The 23313-nt window shown below is 46.4% G+C and carries 22 protein-coding genes; 18 read left to right on the top strand and 4 right to left on the bottom strand.

The genetic code is table 11. From position 1 onward, the window contains the following. Positions 1–79: 79 nt before the first annotated feature. The 8 genes from MKY44_RS18300 (at position 80) to MKY44_RS18265 (ending at position 9824) form a co-directional block, all read left to right on the top strand. A complete protein-coding gene (locus tag MKY44_RS18300; protein WP_341008080.1) occupies positions 80–2332 on the top strand; it encodes a stalk domain-containing protein in 2253 nt (750 codons plus the stop codon). A 338-nt stretch (positions 2333–2670) separates the two neighbouring features. Next, positions 2671–3135, top strand: a complete 465-nt coding sequence (locus tag MKY44_RS18295; protein WP_017687564.1) for a Fur family transcriptional regulator — start codon at positions 2671–2673, stop codon at positions 3133–3135. 2 nt (positions 3136–3137) lie between these two features. After that, a complete protein-coding gene (gene yidD, locus MKY44_RS18290) occupies positions 3138–3389 on the top strand; it encodes a membrane protein insertion efficiency factor YidD (RefSeq protein WP_076215726.1) in 252 nt (83 codons plus the stop codon). A 637-nt stretch (positions 3390–4026) separates the two neighbouring features. After that, positions 4027–6051 carry a methionine--tRNA ligase gene (gene metG / locus MKY44_RS18285; protein ID WP_445670655.1) on the top strand — a complete coding sequence of 675 codons (2025 nt, stop codon included), beginning with the start codon at positions 4027–4029 and terminating at the stop codon, positions 6049–6051. 237 nt (positions 6052–6288) lie between these two features. Continuing rightward, entirely contained in the window at positions 6289–7347 is a 1059-nt protein-coding gene (locus MKY44_RS18280) for a metal ABC transporter solute-binding protein, Zn/Mn family (RefSeq protein ID WP_445670654.1), read from the top strand. A gap of 99 nt (positions 7348–7446) precedes the next feature. Beyond that, positions 7447–8205, top strand: coding sequence for a metal ABC transporter ATP-binding protein (locus MKY44_RS18275; protein WP_074096964.1), 759 nt, complete (start codon positions 7447–7449; stop codon positions 8203–8205). 52 nt (positions 8206–8257) lie between these two features. Continuing rightward, on the top strand, positions 8258–9061 hold the full coding sequence (locus MKY44_RS18270) for a metal ABC transporter permease (protein ID WP_017687569.1): 804 nt from the start codon (positions 8258–8260) through the stop codon (positions 9059–9061). Positions 9062–9110: 49 nt separating this feature from the next. Continuing rightward, the gene (locus MKY44_RS18265) at positions 9111–9824 is read left to right on the top strand and encodes a cytochrome c biogenesis CcdA family protein (protein WP_076251009.1); all 714 of its coding nucleotides are present in this window, start codon (positions 9111–9113) and stop codon (positions 9822–9824) included. 147 nt (positions 9825–9971) lie between these two features. Here the strand turns inward: MKY44_RS18265 and splB are convergent, their stop codons facing one another. Beyond that, complete coding sequence (gene splB, locus MKY44_RS18260; protein WP_145148917.1) at positions 9972–11042, bottom strand: spore photoproduct lyase; 1071 nt, start codon at positions 11040–11042, stop codon at positions 9972–9974. 192 nt (positions 11043–11234) lie between these two features. On the opposite strand from splB, the gene mntR reads away from it, so the two are divergent. The 3 genes from mntR to MKY44_RS18245 all read left to right on the top strand — a co-directional run bounded on the left by mntR (position 11235) and on the right by MKY44_RS18245 (position 14576). Then, positions 11235–11663 carry a transcriptional regulator MntR gene (gene mntR, locus MKY44_RS18255; protein ID WP_036614415.1) on the top strand — a complete coding sequence of 143 codons (429 nt, stop codon included), beginning with the start codon at positions 11235–11237 and terminating at the stop codon, positions 11661–11663. Between the two features lie 209 nt (positions 11664–11872). Next, positions 11873–13483, top strand: coding sequence for a family 10 glycosylhydrolase (locus MKY44_RS18250; protein WP_341008078.1), 1611 nt, complete (start codon positions 11873–11875; stop codon positions 13481–13483). A gap of 91 nt (positions 13484–13574) precedes the next feature. Beyond that, positions 13575–14576: a patatin-like phospholipase family protein gene (locus MKY44_RS18245; RefSeq protein WP_074095701.1), complete on the top strand. Its 1002-nt coding sequence runs from the start codon at positions 13575–13577 to the stop codon at positions 14574–14576. A gap of 61 nt (positions 14577–14637) precedes the next feature. Here the strand turns inward: MKY44_RS18245 and MKY44_RS18240 are convergent, their stop codons facing one another. After that, positions 14638–14970 carry a hypothetical protein gene (locus tag MKY44_RS18240; protein WP_017687575.1) on the bottom strand — a complete coding sequence of 111 codons (333 nt, stop codon included), beginning with the start codon at positions 14968–14970 and terminating at the stop codon, positions 14638–14640. Between the two features lie 5 nt (positions 14971–14975). Further along, entirely contained in the window at positions 14976–15968 is a 993-nt protein-coding gene (locus MKY44_RS18235; RefSeq protein WP_062835280.1) for a DUF1385 domain-containing protein, read from the bottom strand. Between the two features lie 213 nt (positions 15969–16181). Between MKY44_RS18235 and MKY44_RS18230 the strand changes: the two genes are divergently transcribed. From MKY44_RS18230 to MKY44_RS18210, 5 genes are all read left to right on the top strand, one after another. Further along, positions 16182–16760, top strand: coding sequence for a YqhR family membrane protein (locus MKY44_RS18230; protein ID WP_017687577.1), 579 nt, complete (start codon positions 16182–16184; stop codon positions 16758–16760). 76 nt (positions 16761–16836) lie between these two features. Further along, positions 16837–17280 (top strand): type II 3-dehydroquinate dehydratase, encoded by a 444-nt coding sequence (gene aroQ, locus MKY44_RS18225; protein WP_036614400.1) that lies wholly within the window; start codon positions 16837–16839, stop codon positions 17278–17280. 39 nt (positions 17281–17319) lie between these two features. Then, positions 17320–18393 (top strand): M24 family metallopeptidase, encoded by a 1074-nt coding sequence (locus tag MKY44_RS18220; RefSeq protein ID WP_341008077.1) that lies wholly within the window; start codon positions 17320–17322, stop codon positions 18391–18393. Positions 18394–18683: 290 nt separating this feature from the next. Next, entirely contained in the window at positions 18684–19241 is a 558-nt protein-coding gene (gene efp, locus MKY44_RS18215) for an elongation factor P (protein ID WP_017687580.1), read from the top strand. A 190-nt stretch (positions 19242–19431) separates the two neighbouring features. Continuing rightward, the gene (locus tag MKY44_RS18210) at positions 19432–20685 is read left to right on the top strand and encodes an aspartate kinase (RefSeq protein ID WP_047843625.1); all 1254 of its coding nucleotides are present in this window, start codon (positions 19432–19434) and stop codon (positions 20683–20685) included. Positions 20686–20769: 84 nt separating this feature from the next. Here MKY44_RS18210 and MKY44_RS18205 read toward each other — a convergent pair whose 3' ends face one another. Beyond that, positions 20770–21519, bottom strand: coding sequence for a 2-phosphosulfolactate phosphatase (locus tag MKY44_RS18205; RefSeq protein WP_341008076.1), 750 nt, complete (start codon positions 21517–21519; stop codon positions 20770–20772). A gap of 263 nt (positions 21520–21782) precedes the next feature. Here MKY44_RS18205 and spoIIIAA point away from each other — a divergent pair, with 263 nt between their 5' ends. Together spoIIIAA and spoIIIAB are read left to right on the top strand one after the other, a co-directional pair. Further along, a complete protein-coding gene (spoIIIAA, locus tag MKY44_RS18200) occupies positions 21783–22787 on the top strand; it encodes a stage III sporulation protein AA (protein ID WP_036674989.1) in 1005 nt (334 codons plus the stop codon). Then, complete coding sequence (gene spoIIIAB, locus MKY44_RS18195) at positions 22780–23298, top strand: stage III sporulation protein SpoIIIAB (protein WP_036614389.1); 519 nt, start codon at positions 22780–22782, stop codon at positions 23296–23298. Before spoIIIAA ends, spoIIIAB begins: the two co-directional genes overlap by 8 nt. Positions 23299–23313: the final 15 nt, after the last annotated feature.

Raw genomic sequence — 23313 nt, 5'->3', positions numbered from 1 at the left:
CCGGTTCCAAGCGTCTAATAATATGACTTTTTGAGGGGGATATTTATAAAATGGGAGCAGAAGGAGCCAAAGACAAAGAATGAATTTGAAGAAGAAATTGTCCATACTTACCGCTTTTGCTGTGTTTCAGGCGTTTGCAGTGATTCCTGCCAATGCACAATCAGCAGATCAGAGCGATACTACATCAGTGAATACAGCCAAAGTTAAATCCGTGGAGGTTGTGAAGAAAGAACAAACCATCGCGGAATCCGAAGTGAAATCCGGAACAAACACTCCAACATCAAATAATGAAACAACTGAAGAAGTGAACCCTGAGACAGATGTTCCTACAGGAACAGACGCGACTCCTGTTGAGCCGGTAATTGAACCTACAGACGAAGAAGGTACAGCTGAGGAAACACCAGCACCTGCACCAGTCGAAGTGGAGCAACCATCTACAGGCAGTTCATCTGTTGCTGGAGGCGGGGGTGGAGACCTCACTCTTTATATGAACAGTAATAAAATGATGCAAGATGGCAAAACGTATCTTGCTGGACAGCCGATGGCTGTTAAAAATGGAGTATCCTATGTAGCGATCCGTGCTCTCGTTGATCGGGTTGGCTATGATGTCAAATATGATAACACAACTAAAGAAACGATCATTATTAGTGGCGAAGATGAGTTGCGTTTCAAAACAAACAGCAAGATCTATACCGTTAATGGTGTGTCCAGAACGATGAAGGGCACGGCTTATCAACAAAAAAATACGTTCATGGTGCCGTTGACTTCAATTACACAGGCTCTGGACATTACGTATAAAGTAAATCAATCTGCCAAAACGGTTGTATTGAATCTGAGTACCAAACCGGTGGCAAGCTTCACGGTACAAAAAGAGGTTTTTGCCGGAGACCAGGTAACCTACACAACCAGATCCAGCTCTCCCAAGGGACTCAGCATTGTAGATGAGCGTTGGACAGGCCGTCAGGATTCATTCGACCAACCAGGTGTATACACAGTAACCTATGCGGTCCAGGATTCAAGTGGTCAATGGAGTGATCCGTATTCGGTTACGATTAAGGTTGAAAGACCAAATCTGCCTCCTGTTGCGATGTTTACGACAGATAAAGAAGAATACAAAATGGGTGAGAAAATCACTTATATTGATCAAAGTACAGATGATGAGAACGCAATTGTAGAAACAGAATGGGATAACAATGCACTTGCATTCTTTGTTCCAGGACCGAAGACCGTAACGATTACAGTTACCGATAAACATGGTGCTAGCAATAGCTATACCAAGATGATCAATATTACGGGAGAAACACTTTATAGTGTGACTGACTTCAATCAATTGTTCACACCAGTCGGTGAGAAGTTCACTTTTGACGGTGGTGGAGTACCGGCATTGGAGAAAGTACCTTTCACTTATTATGATGAACCAAGTCTGTTGATCCGCAGTAACAGCCCGGAAACCGTGAATACAGAAGGTATTGTGTACAAGGAATCTTCCTTTGGACAGACACGCTTCATGATTCACCATGTGAACAACACGGGCAAAAACGTAAAAATGTATGTTGTAGCGACAAACAACAATGCATACACGGCGTCCATTGACCAGCAAAACATGGGTTTTGCAGGACCGTCTCCTTTTGCAACGGTAGCTGGAAAGCTGTCCATTGACCGTTGGTTCCAATCCATGCAGAATGGTACCGGACAAAAGAAAGTGTACATCCAGCCAGGAGAAAGCAAGCTGATTCTCAATGATCTGAGCGTTCTTCCGATGAAACAGGGACAAGTCATTTCCTTGTATTCGGATGTATTCAGTGACTATGAACTGGATTACAACATTATCATGATCGAAGAAAATAAGGACCCGATGGAAGTGTTGTCGAGCCTGCCGGTTCTGGATCGTGATGGAGTTCACAACCGTGGTACCTATCCAAATGCAACACGGATCATTACGTATGATCAAGAAGTAGGGTCGAAGCCTGCACGTCTGCCACTTGGAGACAATGCAAGTGATCCAAACCTTGTGGGAACGGACCCTATGGCTTACACGGAAGCTTCCAACGCAGGTAACTTCGGTGTATTGTACAAAATTACATTGAATAATGTTGCTCCGCGCACGTTGATTTCATTCAACCCTCGTGGTGGCAGATACTCAGGTGTGGCACTTGTGAATGGACAGGTCGTTCAGATTTCCACAGGTAAATCTGTAACTGCACCTAATGAGCAAAGTGTAATGTATCGCACAGGTTCGTACGGCGAGAGTGTAACCATTCTCTTCTCGGCAGCACCAGGAAGTAACTTGCCTGTTAACCTGCTGTTTACACCGCTTCCGGCTGAAAAGTAATATCATGAACATGCACGGACGGTTTGGAGTGAAAGCTTATATCATATATACCCGTTCACCCCAAAAGTCGCCCGAACGATTGATCATCTGAACCGTCAGGAAGGGACTCCATCAAAATGTAATGTCATTAGCTCAAGCTAGACTAATGGCAATGCATGTGCATGGAGTCCTTTTTATGTGATGTTGGAATGACCTAACCCGGTGTCTTCGTTGACTCTAATCGTAATTTGATGCATTATTAGAGGTATACAAGAAAGCAAAAGTTTTCGTTTTTGCCGAATAAACTGTCGCTCTATGAATGATGCAAAATGCTCGTATGACAGGAGGTGCTTTAGATCATGCTGTCGACAGAACAGATTATTTCGACCATGTCCTCACAGGGGCTTCGCATTACCGATCAGCGGAAAACACTGGCCCGGTTATTTGCCGAGTCTCCCGGGTATCTTACACCCAAGGACGTCTATGAATATATGGGTAAGACTTACAGCGGACTGAGTTTTGACACAGTATATCGTAATTTGCGGGTGATGCAGGAACTGGGTGTACTGGAACAGGTCATCTTCGAAGATGGCGTTAAATTCAAAGCGCACTGTAGTGAAGATCATCATCACCATCATATGATCTGTCTGAAGTGTCAGAAGACATATCCTATTATTTTTTGCCCGATGCAGCTTGCGGATGCGCCTGAGCAATTTCAGGTTGTAGACCACAAGTTCGAGGTATTTGGATATTGTAAGGACTGTGCAGAGCATGCTCCGGCCAAAGCGGCGTCGGGACATACACACGCTCATGGGAAGCACTGACCATGAAGTTATCGCGCAGAATTGCTCAGGCACCCATTCGGGTGTACCGCAACTATATCTCTCCATTAACACCGCCAACATGTCGGTTCTATCCGAGCTGTTCGGCTTATGCCATGGAGGCGATTGAAGTGCACGGTGCGCTCAAAGGTTCGTTGTTATCAGCGAAACGTATTGCCAAATGTCACCCGTTTCATCCAGGCGGTGTAGATCTGGTGCCACCAAAGGCGGAGAAATCCATGATGGTATCAGAGTAACGATGTAGCTTGAAGTATTCGGGTGGTCTGGAAGCAGGCCAGGATTGAACTTGAGTATGCTGTCCACTTGACAAAGGGGTCCGCATTTCAGTATATTTTTCCTATATGTGCAAGTTCAAAAAGTCTGGTTTTCAGTACCGAGAAGATGGGATGAAGTTAGAAATGGAGTAGCGGAGCGTAGGAAACCTACGTGAGCAACGGACATTTCGGCTGAATTTCAACTTCGATGCTGATGATGCCGGTAGGCATGATTCGTAATCAAAAGTAGACTTTTTGAGCAACTTCTATATGATTTCCAGTGAAGGGATAAGTACAGACACACCCCCAGTGCAGAGAGCCGGATGAGCTGAGAACCGGTCTGGGAGGAGGATGGAATATGGTCCCGGAGGAACCTCTTTCGAGCGTGCAGACAGTGATTTCAGAGCTGCTGTCGTAAGGCTGAGGCGTGATCCAGCGTTAATGGGCGGTCGAAGGACCGACAGAGCCTGTGTTTTGCGAAAAACATGGGGAATTTGGGTGGTAACACGTGAGAGCAACTCTCGTCCCATAGGGGCGGGAGTTTTTTGTGTTCTTTTTTAGTTGTTTTGGACGAAGGGATCACATGAAGCAGGAACATTTGAAGGAGGAGAAGTCATTCATGGCTGACCAAAAAACATTTTATCTGACAACCCCGATTTATTATCCGAGTGACAAATTGCATATTGGGCATGCGTATACAACGGTGGCAGGAGATGCGATGGTTCGTTACAAGCGCCTACGCGGTTATGATGCTCATTATCTGACAGGAACCGACGAACATGGCCAGAAGATTGAGCGCAAGGCACAAGAGAAAGGACAGACACCGCAAGCTTTTATCGACGATATCGTTGTGGGGATCAAGGAACTGTGGAACAAGTTGGACATTTCCAATGACGACTTTATCCGTACAACCGAAGAACGTCACAAAACCATTGTTCAGGATATCTTTGACCGTTTGCTGAAACAGGGAGATATCTACAAAGGTGAGTACGAAGGCTGGTACAGCATTCCGGATGAGACGTATTACACGGAGACTCAACTGGTGGATGTAGAGAAGAATGAGAAGGGTGAGATTATCTCGGCCAAGAGCCCGGATAGCGGACACCCGGTTGAATTGGTCAAAGAAGAATCTTACTTCTTCCGTATGAGCAAATATGCAGATCGTTTGTTGAAATATTATGAAGAGAACCCGGGCTTTATTCAGCCGGAATCCCGTAAGAACGAGATGATCAACAACTTCATCAAGCCAGGTCTTGAAGATTTGGCCGTATCGCGGACTACATTTGAATGGGGCGTCAAAGTTAAAGGCGATCCAAAACACGTGGTTTACGTGTGGATTGATGCGTTGTCCAACTATATTACAGCACTGGGCTACGGTTCATCCGATGCATCCCTGTATAACAAGTTCTGGCCTGCGGATGTACATTTGGTAGGTAAAGAAATTGTTCGTTTCCATACGATCTACTGGCCAATTATGTTGATGGCGCTGGACTTGCCTTTGCCGAAGAAAGTGTTTGCACATGGCTGGTTGTTGATGAAAGATGGCAAGATGTCCAAATCAAAAGGTAATGTCGTTGATCCGGTTACCCTGATTGACCGTTACGGTCTCGATGCACTGCGTTATTACCTGCTGCGCGAAGTACCGTTTGGTTCCGATGGTACATTTACACCAGAGAGCTTCGTAGAGCGTGTCAACTCCGACCTCGCGAACGATCTGGGTAACCTGTTGAACCGTACCGTTGCCATGGTAGACAAATATTTTGAAGGCAAAGCCCCTGCGTTTGCTTCAAATGTAACGGAATTTGATGCTTCGCTGGAAGAAGCAGGCCATGCTACAGTGGAAAAAGCGGAACAGGCGATGGAAAACCTGCAGTTTTCCGTAGCACTGACAGCGATCAGCCAGTTTGTCAGCCGCACCAACAAATATATTGATGAGACGCAGCCATGGGCGCTGGCTCGTGATGAAGCAAAACGCGATGAATTGGCATCCGTTATGGCTCACCTGATCGAAAGCTTGCGAATTGCTTCGATTCTGTTGCAACCGTTCCTGACACGTGCTCCTCATAAAATCTGGGCACAGCTCGGCATTCAGGAAGGTGAACTTACGGCTTGGGATTCATCCAAGCAATGGGGGCTGGTTCCAACTGGAAACGCCTTGCAAAAAGGTGATCCAATCTTCCCGCGTTTGGATTCCGAACAGGAAATTGCTTATATCTCCGAAGCAATGACTGGTGGCCAAAAAGCGGCACAGCCTGAAACAAGTCAAGCAGATGCTGGAGCTTCAGCATCTGTTGAACCGGTAACTGCACCTGAGGGCACGGAAGAGATCGGGATTGACGATTTTGCCAAAGTTGAACTGCGTGTCGCGCAAGTCATTGCCTGCGAACCGGTCAAAAAAGCGGATAAGTTGCTGAAATTGCAGCTCGATCTGGGTTATGAGCAGCGCCAGGTCGTATCTGGAATTGCGAAGTTCTATTCGCCAGAAGAGATGGTTGGACGCAAAGTCATCTGTGTGACCAACCTCAAACCGGTGAAACTTCGTGGTGAACTGTCTCAGGGTATGATCCTTGCAGCGTCCCATGGCGACCAGCTTACCCTTGCTACAGTACCAGACAACATGCCTAATGGCGCACAAGTAAAATAAAATATAAATGAATATATAAATACTGTCGTAACTATGACTCAAGGTGGCCCGATGTAATTCGGGTCCCTTTTTTTGTTGATATAAATCGCAACTTAAGGGAAGAGAACAAGCATATACTGTTATGAACTCCGTACTTCAGGAAAGAATGAATAGGACGGGATAGCTTGACAAGTAGGTTCAGGTTACCTATAATTCTTTCAGTAATGTTTACGATTAAGAGATGCGGAGTGAATCATAATGACATTTTATAAAGTGCAACATCAAGCTCAGGATAACCGGATAGGGAAGACGAGCAAAAGAGGCAACATGAAGTTACTCTGGACGGGTTTGCTTATTCTCACTTTGCTGGTATTGTCAGCTTGTGGGCAGGATAGTTCCAATAGTGCGAAGATTGTGGAAGGCAAGGTAAACGTTGTGACGACATTTTATCCTGTATATGCTTTTACGACTGCAATCGGTGGTGAGGATGCCAATGTTATTAACCTGCTGCCAACGGGAGTAGAGCCACATGACTGGACTCCGAAGAGTCAGGATATTGTTAATACGTCCAAGGCACAGCTGTTTCTCTATAATGGAGCTGGACTGGAAGGATGGGTGCCAAATTTCCTGAAGTCGCTGAATAGCGATACACAGGTGAAGTCTGTTGCCGTTAGCGAAGGGGTTAAACTGTTAACTGCTGAGGGTGATGATGGGCACGGTCACGGTGAAGAGCACGAAGACGAGCATGCAGATGAACATACAGATGAGGCTACCAGTGAACATGTCGCTGATCATCATATTGATCCACATACGTGGGTTAGTCCGAAATCAGCCATGATCATGGCTGAAAACATCAAAAATAGTCTGGTCGAGGCAGACCCTGATCACAAAGCAGGTTACGAACAACGTTATGAAGAGCTTCGTACGAAGCTTGAGACGCTGGATCAGCGTTTTACAGATGAATTGGCTAACGTACCAAACAACGAGATTGTTGTCTCGCACCAAGCGTTTGGCTACCTTGCACGTGATTATGGATTAACCCAGCATGCCATTATGGGACTTTCCCCGGATGCTGAACCGACAGGACAGGATATTGTGAAGCTTGCGAAACTGGTTAAAGATGAGGGCATTAAATACATTTTCTTCGAAGAGCTGGTATCTGACAAATTGGCGAAAACACTGGCAAGTGAAGCAGGAGTGGAGACCATGGTCCTTAATCCGGTTGAGGGATTGACCAAGGAGCAGGCAACAAACGGGGATGATTATTTCACCCTCATGGAGAAAAATTTGCAAAATCTGCTGATCGCATTAAAATAAGATAGAATGAAGAATTCAGATCGAAGAGTCTTTACCGTTCACGGTGAAGGCTCTTAGGACGCTATGGGATTCTTATATATAATGAAGGGCGGCTTTGCCATGCAGCAAATCATGCCACTATGTCATGATCCAATTATAGAGATCGAGAAACTATCATTTTCCTACGGGGACCAGCGAGTGATTGAGAATCTCGATTTTATGGCCCAGGAACGGGACTTTGTCGGGATTATCGGTTCCAATGGGGCGGGTAAAACGACATTGCTGCGCATGCTGGTAGGACTTCTTCCTCCTGCGCAGGGAGATATCAAACTATTCGGACAGTCGATCCGCAGGTTCAAGGACTGGGACCGAATCGGGTATGTGCCGCAAAAGAATGCATTTAACCCGTTGTTCCCTGCGACCGTTCGTGAAGTGGTCATGTCAGGCTTGTATAATAACAAAAACATGTTCCGTCGTATGTCTCGTAAATGTCAGCAGCAGTGCACGGATGCTCTGCAAGTCATGCGGATCGAGGATCTGGCGAACAAACGTATTGGTCAATTGTCCGGCGGACAGCAGCAGCGTGTATTTTTGGCACGAGCGCTTATTAATCACCCGGATCTGTTGATTCTGGATGAACCTACCGTAGGTATTGATGCTGAATCACAGGCCAGTTTCTTTGAACTGATTACCCATATGCATGAACATCATCGAATGACTTTTCTAATGGTGTCTCATGATATGGATCGGATGGAGAGTTATCTGGGTTCTGAAGCTGTGGTAACGAATGGCAAAATTAATTTTCATGTCCGTCATTCGCATGAGGTACAGGATTGTGCTGAGACCAATCTGCAACATACCACTGCACAGGTACGCTAGCCGTATTTATGGCCCATTAGATTAGAGTAAGGCCGAAGGAGTCGTGTTTGTTTTGGAAATATTAATGAGTGATTTTTTTCAGCGTGCCCTGGCGGGTGGGTTGTTAATTGGCATTACCGCTCCGTTAATCGGACTGTTCCTGGTCTTGCGGCGGTTATCCATGATCGGAGACACCTTGTCTCATGTGACCATTGCCGGTGTTGCACTTGGATTCCTGATTGAAGTGTATCCCATTGCAGTGGGCTTGATATTTGCCGTGCTTGCTTCATTTGCGATAGAGAAATTGCGCAAAGCGTACAAGAGTTACGCCGAATTATCGATTGCCATTATCATGTCCGGTGGCGTGGCTCTTGCTTCCTTGTTCTTCACGCTGGGCAAAGGATATAATGCAGATGTCATGAGTTATTTGTTCGGCAGTATATATACATTAGACGCTACGGATCTGAAGCTTGTAGGTGTGGTTACGCTGATCGTGGTGATTGTAGTGGCATTGTTACATAAGGAATTTTTCCTGCTCAGCTTTGAGGAAGATGCGGCAGCGGTTACAGGGTTGCCTGTGAGAATTCTGAACATGTTAATCACTGTGATGACAGCACTTGTCATTAGCACGGCGATCAAGATTGTTGGTGCGCTTCTGGTGTCAGCGTTATTGACCATTCCGGTAGCGGTCAGCCTGTTAATGGCCCGAAGTTTCAAATCCGCCATTATTTTGTCCGTGGTGATTGGCGAAATTGCCGTAGTCCTTGGACTGGTCGTAGCAGGTATCTGGAACCTCGCACCTGGAGCAACGATTGTATTATTGCTGATCATGATGCTAATTCTGACGATGATTGGAAAAAAAGGGTTCCGAGCCTGACGGCTAAACGAACAAGCACGAGAGCCCGGGGAAGGGAGACATCCGCTTCATGCCTGATGTTAATGTATGGATGGCTTTTGTAGCAGGCTTGGTCTCATTTATATCACCATGTTGTCTTCCGCTGTATCCATCATACCTCTCCTACATTACAGGTATGACGGTGCAACAATTGAAGGATGACCGCAATCAGCGAGAAGTCCGTTTTAAGACGATGACGCACACGCTGGCGTTTATTTTAGGCTTCTCGGCTGTATTTTATTCGCTTGGCCTTGGTGCCGGACTGTTTGGCCAATTTTTCAATGATAACCGTGAACTGATTCGGCAATTGTCTGCGATTTTGATTATGCTTATGGGCTTATTTTTGCTTGGTGTGTTCAAGCCACAGTTTCTGATGAAGGAACGCAAGATGGATATGAAATGGAAACCAGCAGGTTATCTGGGCTCTTTTATATTTGGTATTGGTTTCTCAGCAGGTTGGTCGCCTTGTATTGGTCCCATTCTAACAGCGATCATTGCTATGGCAGCAAGTGAGCCCACAACCTGGTTGGCGCTGATTACAGGTTATACGGCAGGGTTTGCAATCCCGTTCTTTATTTTGGCCTTTTTCATCGGTTCGACACGCTGGATCTTACGGTATTCCAATGTCATGATGAAAGTCGGGGGAGCATTAATGTTGTTCCTTGGGGTATTGCTTTTTACAGATCAGATGACGAAGATTACGATCTGGTTGCAGCAGATTACACCAGACTGGATGATCATTTAAACGGATGAACTGAATTTGAATTAAAAAATGCATGACAAAGCAGGCTACATGTTACCAGAGTCACTCTGGGTCATGTAACCTGCTTTTTAATCGTTTGTTAGGAACCCCTTATACCAGCATATCGTTATGGGCAGTCCCGTTTTTTATTTAGGTGAAGTAATCAATATTGGCTAGTGGAAAATGTTCAAAGATCCGTTCCGTAATGAATTCGCGCAGCGCATCTTGCTGGTCATCCTTATACACATACTTGTACTGACCCCAGCGGCCCCATTTCATCTTGCGTTTCTCGATATCCATCTCCAGCTTGGTTTTTGGATAACGTTTCTCAATGGTTGCTTTAGCCGTTTTGGTGAAACGGTGCTGGATCATCTCAAAGGTAAGATCCTTGGTTGCTTCCTCTGGAAGCGTATCTGCCAGCTTCTGCAACAGCTCCGAGTATCCTTCTTCCCATCCTTCATACCACATAATCGGAGCTATAATGAAGCCCAGGGGATAACCGGCGTGTGCAATTTTACCAGCAGCTTCAATGCGTTCTTCAAATCTGGAAGTAGCCGGTTCAAAGTTTTTGATGACATAATCCGAATTGACACTAAACCGGATCCGGGTGTGGCCGTTATGTTTAATGTTCAGCAACGGATCAACGTGATGATATTTGGTTACGAATCGCAAGCGTCCATATTCTTCTTCCGCCATAAAACGAATCAGGTCACTTAAATTCTCCGTGATATGCTCGAGTCCTACGGGATCAGACGTACAGGCGGCTTCAAATCGCGTGATTTCAGGCGCGCGTTCTTCAATGTATCCTTTTGCAGCCTGAATGATCTCCTCGGTATTAACATAGACACGGACATAAGGTTTCGCACCAAGGGTAGTTTGAAGATAACAATAATGGCAGTGCCCCATACAGCCGGTAGAGATGGGAATGGCATATTCCGCTGAAGGTTTCGACTGGTCAAACTTGAGTGTTTTGCGCACACCAACGACCAGAGTGCGCTTTGCCATCCGGTACTTTTCTTGTTCGGTTTCACCCGGCAAGTTTGTGATTCGGTTATGGGATGTGGTCATCTGATAAGGTATGTTTTTGGATGTCACCCACTCCATAATCCGTTTGCCTTTATCATATTCCAACGCACCGGGTTCAAAATACACCAAATCGGGAATAAAGGGTTTAGTACCTTTTGCTTTACGAACTGGCGGTGAGGCTACACTTGTACTCACGAAATCACTCCTTTCGATGCGGAACTTTGCTTAGTTTGCCTCGTTTGGGGAGAAGTCACGCCTGCCAATTACTTGTGTAACAGCGCGCTCCGAACTGTGCAGGACTTGCCAATGCGTATTGATAACATGTATCATTATAAGATAGGGACCAGGCACGAATAGGGGCCGGTCAGAGAGAAAAGAGGGAAGCAGATGCCAACGCCCAGTATGGAAGATTATTTGGAGCGTATATACAAATTAATTGATGAAAAGGGCTATGCTCGTGTGTCTGATATAGCTGAAGGACTGGAAGTACATCCTTCATCGGTGACGAAGATGATCCAAAAGCTGGACAAAGACGAGTACCTGATCTATGAAAAGTACCGCGGACTGGTGCTTACGCCAAAAGGCAAAAAGATGGGCAAACGTTTGATGGAGCGCCATCATCTGCTTGAACAATTTTTGACAACGATTGGTGTTCAGGAACAAAATATCTACAATGATGTTGAAGGCATTGAACATCATCTGAGCTGGGACTCCATTACATGCATCGAGTCCTTGGTTGAATACTTCCGTCAGGATGAGAGCCGGTTGCGTGACCTCAAAAACCTTCAGGACGTCATGAGTAATACGGAGTCTTAAGTTTCAGCAGTGGAATACACATGGTGATATACAATGAATTGTATCCCGTGATCAAAGGATGCTTTTTGCCGTTTCAATGGCAGGAAGCATTTTTTTGTGTGCAATCACACCATAATTTGGTGATTTTCGCAACTAAACGAACGGTAGGAGCGTCTATTAAACTAGTAGAATTTACCGCAAATTTATAATGATTTTGGAGGACTGCACTAATGAACGTTCGTAAAGGATTGATGCTGCTGCTCATTTTTGTACTTGGATTACAGACAGCAGGCATGACGGCACAAGCGGCCGGGCAGAAGGAAATCGCTATTTTTCTAGACGGCAACCGTTTGGAATCGGATGTATCACCCTACATCTTGCCCAAAGTAAATGTAACGATGGTGCCTCTGCGTGTTATTAGCGAAGGATTGGGTGCGTCTGTTCTATGGTCTCAAGCTACTCGTACCGTGACCATTCAGAAATCCGATTCGGTCATCTCTATGACAAGCGGACGCCAGCAGGCAACTGTGGATAACGCTGTAGTTGGTCTGGATGCATCGGTCGAATTGAAACAAGGTCGGGTCATGGTACCCATTCGTTTCGTCAGTGAAAACCTGGGCATTCGAGTGAACTGGAATCAGTCAGCCCAGACCATTGATCTGTACACAGGAGACGAATCAGTCCCAACTCCTGAACCAACCCCGGCAACCCCAGCGGAGCCTGGAGGCACGGGCACTATACCAGCTTCTGAAGAGATGCGGGGAGCCTGGATTTCCACTGTGAATGGAGACTGGCCTACATCCGGTGCCAAGGGAAATGTAGAGAAGCAAAAACAGGAGTATACAAAACAGCTAGATACGTTGCAAGGTATGGGCATTAATGCCCTATTTGTCCAAGTGAGAGCCAATGGGGATGCCATCTATCCTTCAGGTCTGGTACCTTGGAACAGCGTATTGACAGGAACACAAGGTAAAGATCCAGGTTATGATCCCCTCGCGTTTATGGTCGAGGAAGCACATAAACGGGGCCTGGAGTTCCACGCCTGGTTTAATCCGTTTAGAGCAACGAACTCAGCAAGTACATCAAACTTGGCTGCAAACCATATCTCGAAGCTTCATCCCGATTGGATTGTGAATGCATCCGGCAAAATGTACATTAACCCGGGTATCCCGGAAGCCAGACAGCATATTATCGATACGATCATGGAAGTGGTCAATCAGTATGATATTGATGGTGTACATCTGGATGATTATTTCTATCCATCCAATGTGACTTTTAATGATGATGCAGCTTTCAAAACTTATAACACATTGAATACCAAAGACCGTGCTGAATGGCGTCGGGACAATATCAATCAGTTCGTCAAGCAGCTCGGGCAGAGCATTCACAGAGCGAAAGCTAACGTTGAATATGGAATTAGTCCATTTGGTGTGTGGCGTAACAAATCTGTTGATCTGACAGGTTCTGATACCAAAGCAGGAGTAACCGCATATGACAGCATGAATGCAGATGTGCGGACATGGATTAACCAAGAGTGGATCGACTATGTCGCTCCGCAGGTGTATTGGAGTATGACATTGAACGTAGCCCGATACGACAAAGTTGTCGACTGGTGGGCGAATGAAGTGGCTAACACAAATGTAAAATTGTATATCGGTCACTCTCCTTATAAGTTAGGTACGCCGGAAATTGGCTGGCAGACTTCACAGGAGATCATCGATCAGCTGAACTACAACAAGAAGTATGGTTCGGTCAAAGGGGATATTTTCTTTAGTTCACAGTACTTGACGAAGAACCCTCTAGGCTTGATTGCCAAATTAAAAGCCTACTATGGTCTATAAAACATTTTAACAATACAGTGATAAGACAAACCCTTGTTCTCATAGAGTGGCAGTAGAAACGTGGCTGCCTGGAGAACGGGGGTTTTTTGTTATGTTAATTAACGCGGTGTTTGAAGGTGGAGGCGTCAAAGGGATCTCGCTTGCAGGTGCTGTGCAGGGTGCTCAAGACTGCGGCATTCAGTTTAATCGAGTGGCAGGCACATCATCCGGTTCCATTGTTGCTGCTCTGCTAGCGGCCGGTTACAGGGCCGAGGAGATGAAAGTCATTATTGAGAATACCCCCTTTGTTTCATTGCTGCGTCGTTCCCCCATATTTAATACCCGATGGATCGGACCCGCCGCGAGGCTGTTCTTGAAGAAAGGTTTGTATTCGGGGGAGGCATTGGAATCATGGATTCGCAAGATGCTGGAGCAGAAAGGGATTCGCACATTCGCTGACTTGCCACAAGGCAAGTTGCTTATTACGGCGTCCGATATATCCAATGGGACAATTCTGGTGCTGCCGGACGATATTCGGCGGTTCGGCATTGATCCTGCCAAGCTGGATGTTGCAAAAGCGGTACGTATGAGTTGCAGTATCCCGTATTTTTTCGATCCGGTAGTCATACGAAAATCGCCAGTATTCTCCAAAGGACTTCCTTTTCAAGATCAGTTTGTGTATGTCGTGGATGGTGGATTGCTTAGCAATTTTCCGTTGTGGCTCTTCGATGGTGATCGCTCGGAACGAGGAGGAGACGTTATTCCGGTTGTCGGATTCAAAATGGTGGGGAAGACGGAAGTGGAACCTGCCCGGATTAAAGGACCGCTAAGCATGCTTCAGGCCCTTGTAGAGACGATGCTCACAGCACATGATGAACGTTACATCGAACAGATTAACCGGTTTCGGACAGTGAAGATACCAACGCTTGGGATTAAACCGACGCAATTTCATTTATCGTTACAGGACAGCACAGCTTTATATCGATCAGGCGCTACCGCAGGGAGTGAATTTTTCAACGGGTGGAATATGAAAGTGTATGGTGAACAGCTGGACAAACAACGAAAAGAATTGCGCAAGAAACAGGCAGAAGCTCCACCTCTGATTCCTGTATAAACGCGAAAAAAGCAATTCTCCGCATGTTGGGAGAACTGCTTTTTTGTATGTTCAGTGCCTTTTAGTGAAATTTCGGTATATCTTCATCGCTTTTCCCTTTTTGTCCCTGAATCACTTGGAAAGGATAATCCTTGCGTTTCTTTGAAGAGCCGCTGCTCTTTCTGGCACTGGACTGTGCATTGACTTTCGCCATGGTTCGTGCAGATGGCTTAATCTTTGGTGATTTGGCTTTTTGTGCCCAGCGACGAGGCGGATATTTGTACAGCAGGAATACGGCTCCGAACACGACCAGAGGAATAATGATCCTGGATGGACTAGCGTTCCCCAGCCAAGTCAAGACTCCAACAGCAGCTAGTGCGATGAACGTCCAAAATAAGATTGCCTGCTTGTTCATATCATTCACCCTTTCACAGGATCGAGTGTTGCAACAGGTACTTCTGACGTAGCAGAGACATTGGCAAGCTTGGCATCCAACTCACGCATACGGTTAAACGAAGCAATGGATACTTCTACCTGCTCGTTGGTCGGTTCTTTTGTTGTCAGCAATTGCAGCCACAATCCCGGGTATCCGAGATAACGCAGTACAGGAATATCACGTACTGAATTCGTGAGCTTTAACAGTTCAAAAGAAATGCCTAGCACAACTGGCAATAACAACAGACGCTGACCCATCCGTTCCCAGAGGTTATCGTACGTGAAGAGGGAGTATAGAAACACTCCAATAATGACAGTCAACATAATGAAACTGCTTCCGCAGCGGTAGTGCAGTCGGCTGTACTTTTGCACGTTCTCCGGTGTCAGTTCTTCACCAGCTTCATGTGCGCTGATTACTTTGTGTTCCGCTCCATGATACTGGAAGAGACGTTTAATCATCGGCGTCTGTGAGATTAACCACAGATAAGCGAGTAACAGGATCAGCTTAATGCCGCCTTCCAGTAAATTATGCAAAAACTGATTGTCGAATGCATTTTTGAATAGAAAATTCTCGATAACAACAGGAAGCAATGTGAGCACAACTTTACCAAAAAGGAATGAAAGGATGGCGACGGCGGTCACACCAATGATCATGCTTAGGCTCCAGCCCGAACCTTCTTTCTCTTTTTGCTTGGCTTTCTCTTCCGGTTCCAGTTCATCATCAGCATAGGCGTCAGCAGAATAATTGAGATGTCTGCTACCTTTGACACTTGAATCTATAATGCTGACAATTCCGCGTAATAAAGGAATCCGCCGCAATTTCGTGACCCAGGACTTGTCTTGCTTGGGAACTTCCAGATACGTAATTTCGCCGTCTTTTCTACGAACAGCTGTAACGTTGACATGTTTCCCACCGAACATTACGCCTTCAATGACAGCTTGCCCCCCATAGCTGACAGGCTTGGATTGTTGAGGCAAATTATTCACCTTCCTATTCTGTTCTAGGCCTTCGCGATCAAAGGCAGTTTAATAACCCTATTGTATCGAATTTTGAGACCAATTTCTAGTTTGTGAGTCAAACCTTGAAGGATGTTGTTAAGATTGTCCTGTTTTGAACATACTACCTCTTAGAATCGGAGCGGAAATTAGAGGCATAATGCGGGATTATCAACTGAATGAAGGAGAATATCGATGACAGAACGTAAGCATGAAAATACATCACAAGATGAAGGTCAACGTCCCAATGAGCGGCAGCAAAAAGACAAGGGCAGGCGACCTACCCAGAGGCAAGGTCAAGCACACTACTACACCAAGCCATTTTCCTTTGCGTTAGAGCTTGGCTTTTTTGCCGGTTTTATCTGGGGTGGACTGCATTGGCTATTCTATCTGTTGCATTTTACGATTGTACCTGTCGGATTTCTGGCCGAGCCTTTTTTCAAACATGAATATATATATACCGCAGCAGGACATTTGACAGGCTGGCTGTTTTTTATCGTCTTTTCCATCTTGGCATCCTTACTCTACACGTTCACGATTAGAAAACTGAAAGGGCCGTTACCCGGCATGGTGTATGGAATCGTCTGGTGGCTGATTCTCTTTATACTGGTCGGACCAAAACTGGGGATGATGAAACCTTTGAACGGTTTAACGTGGGATTCAATCATCACGGAACTCTGTTTCTTTTTGTTATGGGGGCTGTTCATTGGTTACACGGTAGCCATGGAGTACACGGACGAACGCAAACGCGAGCCGGAGCAAGCGGGGGCATAGCGCAAAAAAGCTTCTCAATCCGGCAATGCCTGTGTTAAAATAGCAGATGGTTATTTGCAGAGAGGGTGGAGCAGCGATGAAACGAATTATTGTGATCAATGGTCCGAACCTGAACATGCTTGGTGTACGCGAACCGGGCATCTATGGAACGCTTAGTCTGAAGGATATTGAGGACAAAATTCGCAGACAGGCTGATGAAATTGGCGTCTCCATCGCTTTTTATCAATCGAACCATGAAGGGGACATCATTGACCGCATTCATGCAGCGATGGGTGAGGCAGACGGAATAATACTGAATGCCGGAGCATTTACCCATTATAGCTATGCTATACGTGATGCAATCAATGCTGTTAAAGTCCCTACGGTTGAAGTACATCTATCCAACATTCATGCACGCGAAGCGTTCAGACATCATTCAGTGATTGCAGCGGAAACAATCGGGCAGATTGCCGGATTTGGCGAAGTAAGCTATGAACTGGGATTGCTGGCTCTTGTGCGTCATCTGGACAAACAAACCTGAGCCGGGAACCCGGGAATGTGAGAGAAAGAAGGGTTACCGATGGAAAACAAACGAGTAAATAAGTTGCGTGAAGCCATGCGTGAGCATGAACTCACAGCAATGCTGATTACAAACCCGATTAACCGTCGTTATATGACGGGTTTTACAGGCTCGGCGGGATATGTGCTGATTACGGAACAGGACGCATATCTGCTGACTGATTTCCGTTATATGTCACAAGCGCCTCAGCAAGCCAAAGGATTTACCGTTGTGGAGCATGGAGCCAAGCCGATGGATACGGTGCGTGAACTACTGGCATCCGCAAATATCAAAGAAGTGGGCTTCGAGCAGGATAGTGTCACATTTGGCACGCATTCCGCTTATGCTGAAGCACTTCAATCTATTGAACTGAAAGCTGTATCCGGGATCGTGGAACAACTTCGTATGTTCAAGGATGAAGAAGAGATCGCGGTCATGCAGAGAGCAGCAGATCTGGCGGATGCCACGTTCAGCCACGTTTTGCAGTTTGCAAAACCAGGTATGACGGAGCGTGAAGTGGATCTGGAGATGGAGTTTTTCATGCGCAAGCATGGAGCAACGTCCTCTTCGTTTGACACCATTGTAGCATCGGGTGAACGTTCTGCTATGCCTCACGGTGTAGCGAGCAGCAAGGTCATCGGACAGAATGAGTTAATTACATTTGACTTTGGTGCACTTTTGGACGGATACTGTTCAGATCTGACACGTACCATTGCAACGGGTACACCTGTACCTGAACTGCGCAAAATTTATGACATTGTACTGGAAGCTCAGTTACATACGCTGGAGAACCTGAAACCGGGCATGACCGGACGGGAAGCAGATGCATTGGCTCGTGATATTATTGCAGGTCACGGATATGGAGATCAATTCGGACACAGCACAGGCCACGGTCTGGGTATGGAAGTTCACGAAGCTCCTCGCTTGTCCAAGCTTAGCGACGATGTATTGAAACCGGGTATGGTTGTTACCGTTGAACCGGGTATATATATTGACGGGCTTGGCGGCGTGCGTATCGAGGATGACGTAGTGATTACCGAGACGGGTATTCATATTCTCACGAAGTCGGACAAGAAGTTCACCGTAATCGGCTAATTTACAGCCACAGGGATATAAGACGATTTTTAATGTGTTATTTAAATTGAAAATAAGAAATTTCACCATAACGGAGAGTGCAGAACCAATCTGAAGAAGCGAAGCGTTCGCCTTTATCACCGGATTTTCCCATTGATAATGGGATTAAAAAAATCTGGGGATAACAGCGATCGGAGGATGGTACTGCAATCGAAGTGAACGAGGTGGCCTTTCTTGGGCTCATTTTACATATAACATTAACCCATCGTCTTATATCACCTACTTTTTAACCATATCAGGAGGGATTTTTTGTGATTTCAGTAAACGATTTTAAAACAGGCTTGACCGTGCAAGTAGATAACGATATCTATACCGTGCTTGATTTCCAACACGTTAAACCAGGTAAAGGCGCTGCCTTTGTACGTTCCAAATTGAAAAACCTGCGTAACGGTAACACCGTTGAAAAAACATTCCGTGCAGGCGAAACGATTGGTCGTGCCATCATCGAAAACCGTGGCGTATCCTACCTGTATGCAAGCGGTACAGAGCACACGTTCATGGATAACGAAACATATGATCAGTTCACATTGACTAGTGATCAACTGGAATGGGAATTGAACTTCCTGAAAGAAAACATGGTCGTTAAGATCGTTAGCTACCAAGGTGAAATTCTCGGAATTGACTTGCCAACAAGCGTTGAGTTGAAAGTCATCGAGACTGAGCCAAGTGTTAAAGGTAACACTGCACAAGGCGCTACCAAAAATGCAAAAGTGGAAACAGGCTTGAACGTACAGGTTCCTTTGTTCATTAACGAAGGTGACGTTCTCCTGATTGACACACGTGAAGGTAAATACTCTTCCCGTGCGTAACTTTCACAGCTTGTAAGCTAAAAAAGGTTATTAACAACCCTTTGCCATTCCTTTGGCAGAGGGTTTTTTCGAAAAAAGATTAGCCTATCAGACGCTTTCGTAATATACTGGGTTAAAGTCATTTCTCGTAGAGAATAATGACGATGGACATTAATTATGCATACTGCACAAGGTAGGGAGTGGATTTGCGTTGTCATTGTACGTCATGAAATTTGGGGGCAGCTCGGTCGGAGATACAGAACGCATGAAGCGTGTAGCCGGACGTGTTGTAGAAAAAGCTGATGAAGGACATCGGTGTGTAGTTGTGGTTTCGGCCATGGGGGATACAACAGATGATTTGATTGATCAGGCAAAACAACTGAATAGTGATCTGCCTGCTCGTGAGATGGATATGCTCTTAACGACAGGAGAACAGATTTCGATCTCTTTGTTGTCGATGGCTATTCAAGCGCTTGGACGTAAGGCAGTATCGTTTACGGGCTGGCAAGCGGGATTCCGCACAGAGCCGGTTCACGGAAAAGCACGTATTCATGATATTCAACCTGACCGAGTGAATGCAGCACTTGCCGAGGGCAACATTGTTATTGTTGCAGGCTTCCAGGGCATGACGGAAGACGGCGAGATCACAACGCTGGGTCGTGGTGGTTCAGATACAACAGCTGTAGCGCTGGCGGCAGCAATTAAGGCTGATGCGTGTGAGATCTATACGGATGTAGACGGAATATACTCTACGGACCCGCGGATCGTTAAGGTTGCGCGCAAGCTGAAGGAAATATCGTATGACGAAATGCTGGAGCTCGCTAATTTGGGAGCAGCGGTGCTGCATCCGCGTGCAGTAGAGTACGCGAAGCATTCCGGTGTACCTTTAATTGTAAGATCCAGCTTTAACCATAATGAAGGAACGGTTGTGAAGGAGGAAGCAGCAATGGAACAAGGCGTAGTGGTTAGTGGTATTGCCTATGACAAAAACGTGGCTCGCATCAGTATTCTGGGTGTGCCGGATGTACCAGGAGTTCTGGCCGAAGTATTTGGTGCGCTTGCATCCAATCAGCTGGATGTGGACATTATCGTTCAGAGCGGTGTGATGGATGGCAAAGCGGACTTCTCGTTCTCTGTGGCGCTGTCTGATCGTGAGAACGCATTACGTGTCATTGAAGGCCTTCACAGCCGTTTGCCTTACCGTGAAGTCACATCAGAGGAGAACCTCGTTAAAATCTCCATTGTTGGCGCAGGCATGGTCAGTCATCCTGGTGTAGCTGCGAAGATGTTCAAAGTCATTTCCGCTGAAGGCGTGAGTATCAAGATGGTGAGCACTTCCGAGATCAAAGTATCTTGTGTTATTGACGGAGATAAGCTGCATGATGTCATTAAGGCATTGCATACAGCATATGATCTCGACACTGCCGAGCAAGCCGTTATCGGTGGACCTCAAGATCGCAGATAAGTATTCGCTATGTATATAAATTAGCAAAGGTGTACTGTTGCCAACGGGCAGCAGTACACCTTTTTTGTTTTGTCATGGTAATTATCACATCAACTTGAACATCTTTCCCCCGCGTATGCCTCTATAAGGCTGCATGCGGTTCCCCTCCCCCATCTCGGGAACACAATCCAGCAGGTTTAATTGAGAACAATACGAAATATCATGAACTCTGCCTAACTTTTCAAGCCTCCGCCCGCTAACAGATCTCTGCACCAGATCCGGGATGCTCTCCTGACATTGGGATACCGCCTGATGAAGAACGATGCCGAGATCGTTAAGTTGGAGGGGAGAACAGGATTGACGGTGCAGTTCATCGATGATACATCCAGCACACAAGCCGTCCTCAAGAGCAAATTCATCCTGGTTCCCCGCACATAACAGCAATACATCTCGTTGAAGTTCACATAGAACTGCTGCAACAGCCTGCACATTGAGAAATGAACCAGCGAATACATGTTTCCCCTTGGAAGCCTTGATCAACGCTCGGGTTCCATCGGTTGTGGTTAGAATGATTGTTTTATCTGCAATGCCTGCAGTCATATATTCATAGGGGGAATTCCCCACTTCGAATCCGGTGATTTTTTTGTCAAAACGCTCCCCGCCTCGAATGCAATCTTTCACTTCCATTTGTTTGGCTTGTGGAACGGTCTCTACGGCAATCACAGCCGAAGCGTCATACGCCAGAGCCGTAACAATCGTACTGGTCGTACACAATACATCAATGACAACTGCACTTCGCCCCGCAATATCAATGGTACGTACTTCATTCACATTGCCAACGACATCAACTCGCACTCCCCACAACTCCTTTCTGTATCTGGGGATCGGTAGTTCTGTTTTGAACCGGAATGGAACTTACCTATCTGCAATTACTATATGCATGCACATCTAGACGGGTGCCTAGAAACGAAGGTGGATCTATGGTTTCAACTCTCAACCGTATTCTGAAGAATTGATAGATTTCAGCGTCATAAATTAAATGTACAGGCATAAACTTGAGATATGAACAAGCGCCAGAAGTGTGAACCAAATGATCTCAAGGTTGGAGGAGCCTACTCATGAAGGTGAACTGGAGGGAACTTTTTCCGGAACCGATCCGAACCATTCTCGGAAGAATGCCACCCGCTCTATTGGAACAAGTGGAGGAAGTACGTATTCGAGAAGGCAGACCCCTGGAGATTAATGCAGGCAACACATACCACTTCCTGACACCTCAAGGTTGTCCGACCGGGAATCCTGAAGAAGCGTATGTTCCTCAGAAAGAAGTGACGCACAGGTTGCTGGACCTGATCAGTAACCATTCACTTTATACATTGGAAGAGGAACTGCGCAAAGGGTTCATCACCATACCTGGGGGACATCGAATCGGGCTTGCTGGACGAACGGTACTAAGCGGTGGGCGTGTCGAATACCTGCGTGACATCAACGGGTTTAACGTTCGGGTAGCCCGTGAAGTACATGGAGTAGCTGATCGTATTCTTCCTTATCTTCTCGATATGAAGAGCGGACAGGTCCTGCACACGTTGATCCTATCACCACCACAACAAGGGAAAACGACGTTGCTGCGAGATCTGGCGAGACAAATTAGCAGTGGTACAAAGCTTACAGGGGGAACTGAACTGGTTCAGGGAATACGTCCACGTCTGAAAGTGGGCATTGTGGATGAAAGGTCCGAAATCGCTGGTAGCTACAAAGGAGTACCTGGCTTCGACGTAGGTCCCCGAACAGATGTGATGGACGGTTGTCCGAAGGCTGAGGGCATGATGATGATGCTTCGCTCCATGTCGCCCGATGTCCTGATTGTGGACGAGATCGGTCGTCCGGAGGATGCCGAGGCGGTGATGGAAGCCCTGCATGCAGGCGTCTCAGTAATTGCGACTGCGCATGGCCGTGACCTATCGGAGCTGTCGGCCAGACCCGCCCTCAGAACCTTAATTACGGAGCAGATGTTTCAACGTTATGTCCAGCTGCAACGGACGAGCCGGGGCATGACCTTTCGGCTGGCTGATGGCAAAATGCGTGGGTTGCAGCAGACCGGGGCAGGAGGTGAAGCCTTTGGTTAACATGTTTGGTGCGGTAATCATTCTGTTAGCCAGCACCCTCGCCGGATTTTACAAGGCCAGACAGTATGCATTAAGACCGAGACAGTTGCGAGAACTCATTGCAGCCCTCCAGCGACTAATGACGGAGATTAACTATGGGCTCACTCCACTTCCCGATGCCATGGGCAAGATGGGAGCACAGACCAAAGAACCTGTAAAGACGCTGTTCCTTCATGCAGCTACACAGATGGAACCTCCTCATGGACTCACTGCCCGGGAAAGTCTGCAGTCAGGCGTGGATCTGGCGTGGGGAAGATCGGCCATGAAGGCTGACGAGAAGGAAGTGATGCTGCAATTAAGCTTCAGCCTTGGCACAAGTGACCGTCAGGATCAGACCAAACATATATCGTTAGCCATTCAACAACTAATGCATGAGGAATCCCGCGCCCAGGCCGATCAAATGAAATATGAACGAATGAGCCGAAGCCTCGGGATGCTTGTCGGAGCGTTAATCGTCATTCTGATCTTCTGAAATAGCCGGGATAGT

The organism is Paenibacillus sp. FSL R7-0026, from assembly GCF_038004485.1.
Classification (GTDB): domain Bacteria; phylum Bacillota; class Bacilli; order Paenibacillales; family Paenibacillaceae; genus Paenibacillus; species Paenibacillus xylanexedens_A.
The sequence above is the reverse complement of the archived record's forward strand: the minus strand, read 5'-3'. Positions and strand labels throughout refer to the sequence as shown.

Bases quoted from the DNA above. Each gene is read 5' to 3' on its own strand.
- MKY44_RS18250 (WP_341008078.1), top strand. From the start codon at position 11,873: ATGAACGTTCGTAAAGGATTGATGCTGCTGCTCATTTTTGTACTTGGA.
- MKY44_RS18245 (WP_074095701.1), top strand. From the start codon at position 13,575: ATGTTAATTAACGCGGTGTTTGAAGGTGGAGGCGTCAAAGGGATCTCG.
- yidD (WP_076215726.1), top strand. From the start codon at position 3,138: ATGAAGTTATCGCGCAGAATTGCTCAGGCACCCATTCGGGTGTACCGC.
- MKY44_RS18265 (WP_076251009.1), top strand. From the start codon at position 9,111: ATGCCTGATGTTAATGTATGGATGGCTTTTGTAGCAGGCTTGGTCTCA.
- metG (WP_445670655.1), top strand. From the start codon at position 4,027: ATGGCTGACCAAAAAACATTTTATCTGACAACCCCGATTTATTATCCG.
- MKY44_RS18280 (WP_445670654.1), top strand. From the start codon at position 6,289: ATGACATTTTATAAAGTGCAACATCAAGCTCAGGATAACCGGATAGGG.
- MKY44_RS18275 (WP_074096964.1), top strand. From the start codon at position 7,447: ATGCAGCAAATCATGCCACTATGTCATGATCCAATTATAGAGATCGAG.
- MKY44_RS18240 (WP_017687575.1), bottom strand. From the start codon at position 14,970: ATGAACAAGCAGGCAATCTTATTTTGGACGTTCATCGCACTAGCTGCT.
- MKY44_RS18295 (WP_017687564.1), top strand. From the start codon at position 2,671: ATGCTGTCGACAGAACAGATTATTTCGACCATGTCCTCACAGGGGCTT.
- MKY44_RS18300 (WP_341008080.1), top strand. From the start codon at position 80: ATGAATTTGAAGAAGAAATTGTCCATACTTACCGCTTTTGCTGTGTTT.
- aroQ (WP_036614400.1), top strand. From the start codon at position 16,837: ATGAAACGAATTATTGTGATCAATGGTCCGAACCTGAACATGCTTGGT.
- MKY44_RS18220 (WP_341008077.1), top strand. From the start codon at position 17,320: ATGGAAAACAAACGAGTAAATAAGTTGCGTGAAGCCATGCGTGAGCAT.
- mntR (WP_036614415.1), top strand. From the start codon at position 11,235: ATGCCAACGCCCAGTATGGAAGATTATTTGGAGCGTATATACAAATTA.
- spoIIIAA (WP_036674989.1), top strand. From the start codon at position 21,783: ATGAAGGTGAACTGGAGGGAACTTTTTCCGGAACCGATCCGAACCATT.
- MKY44_RS18230 (WP_017687577.1), top strand. From the start codon at position 16,182: ATGACAGAACGTAAGCATGAAAATACATCACAAGATGAAGGTCAACGT.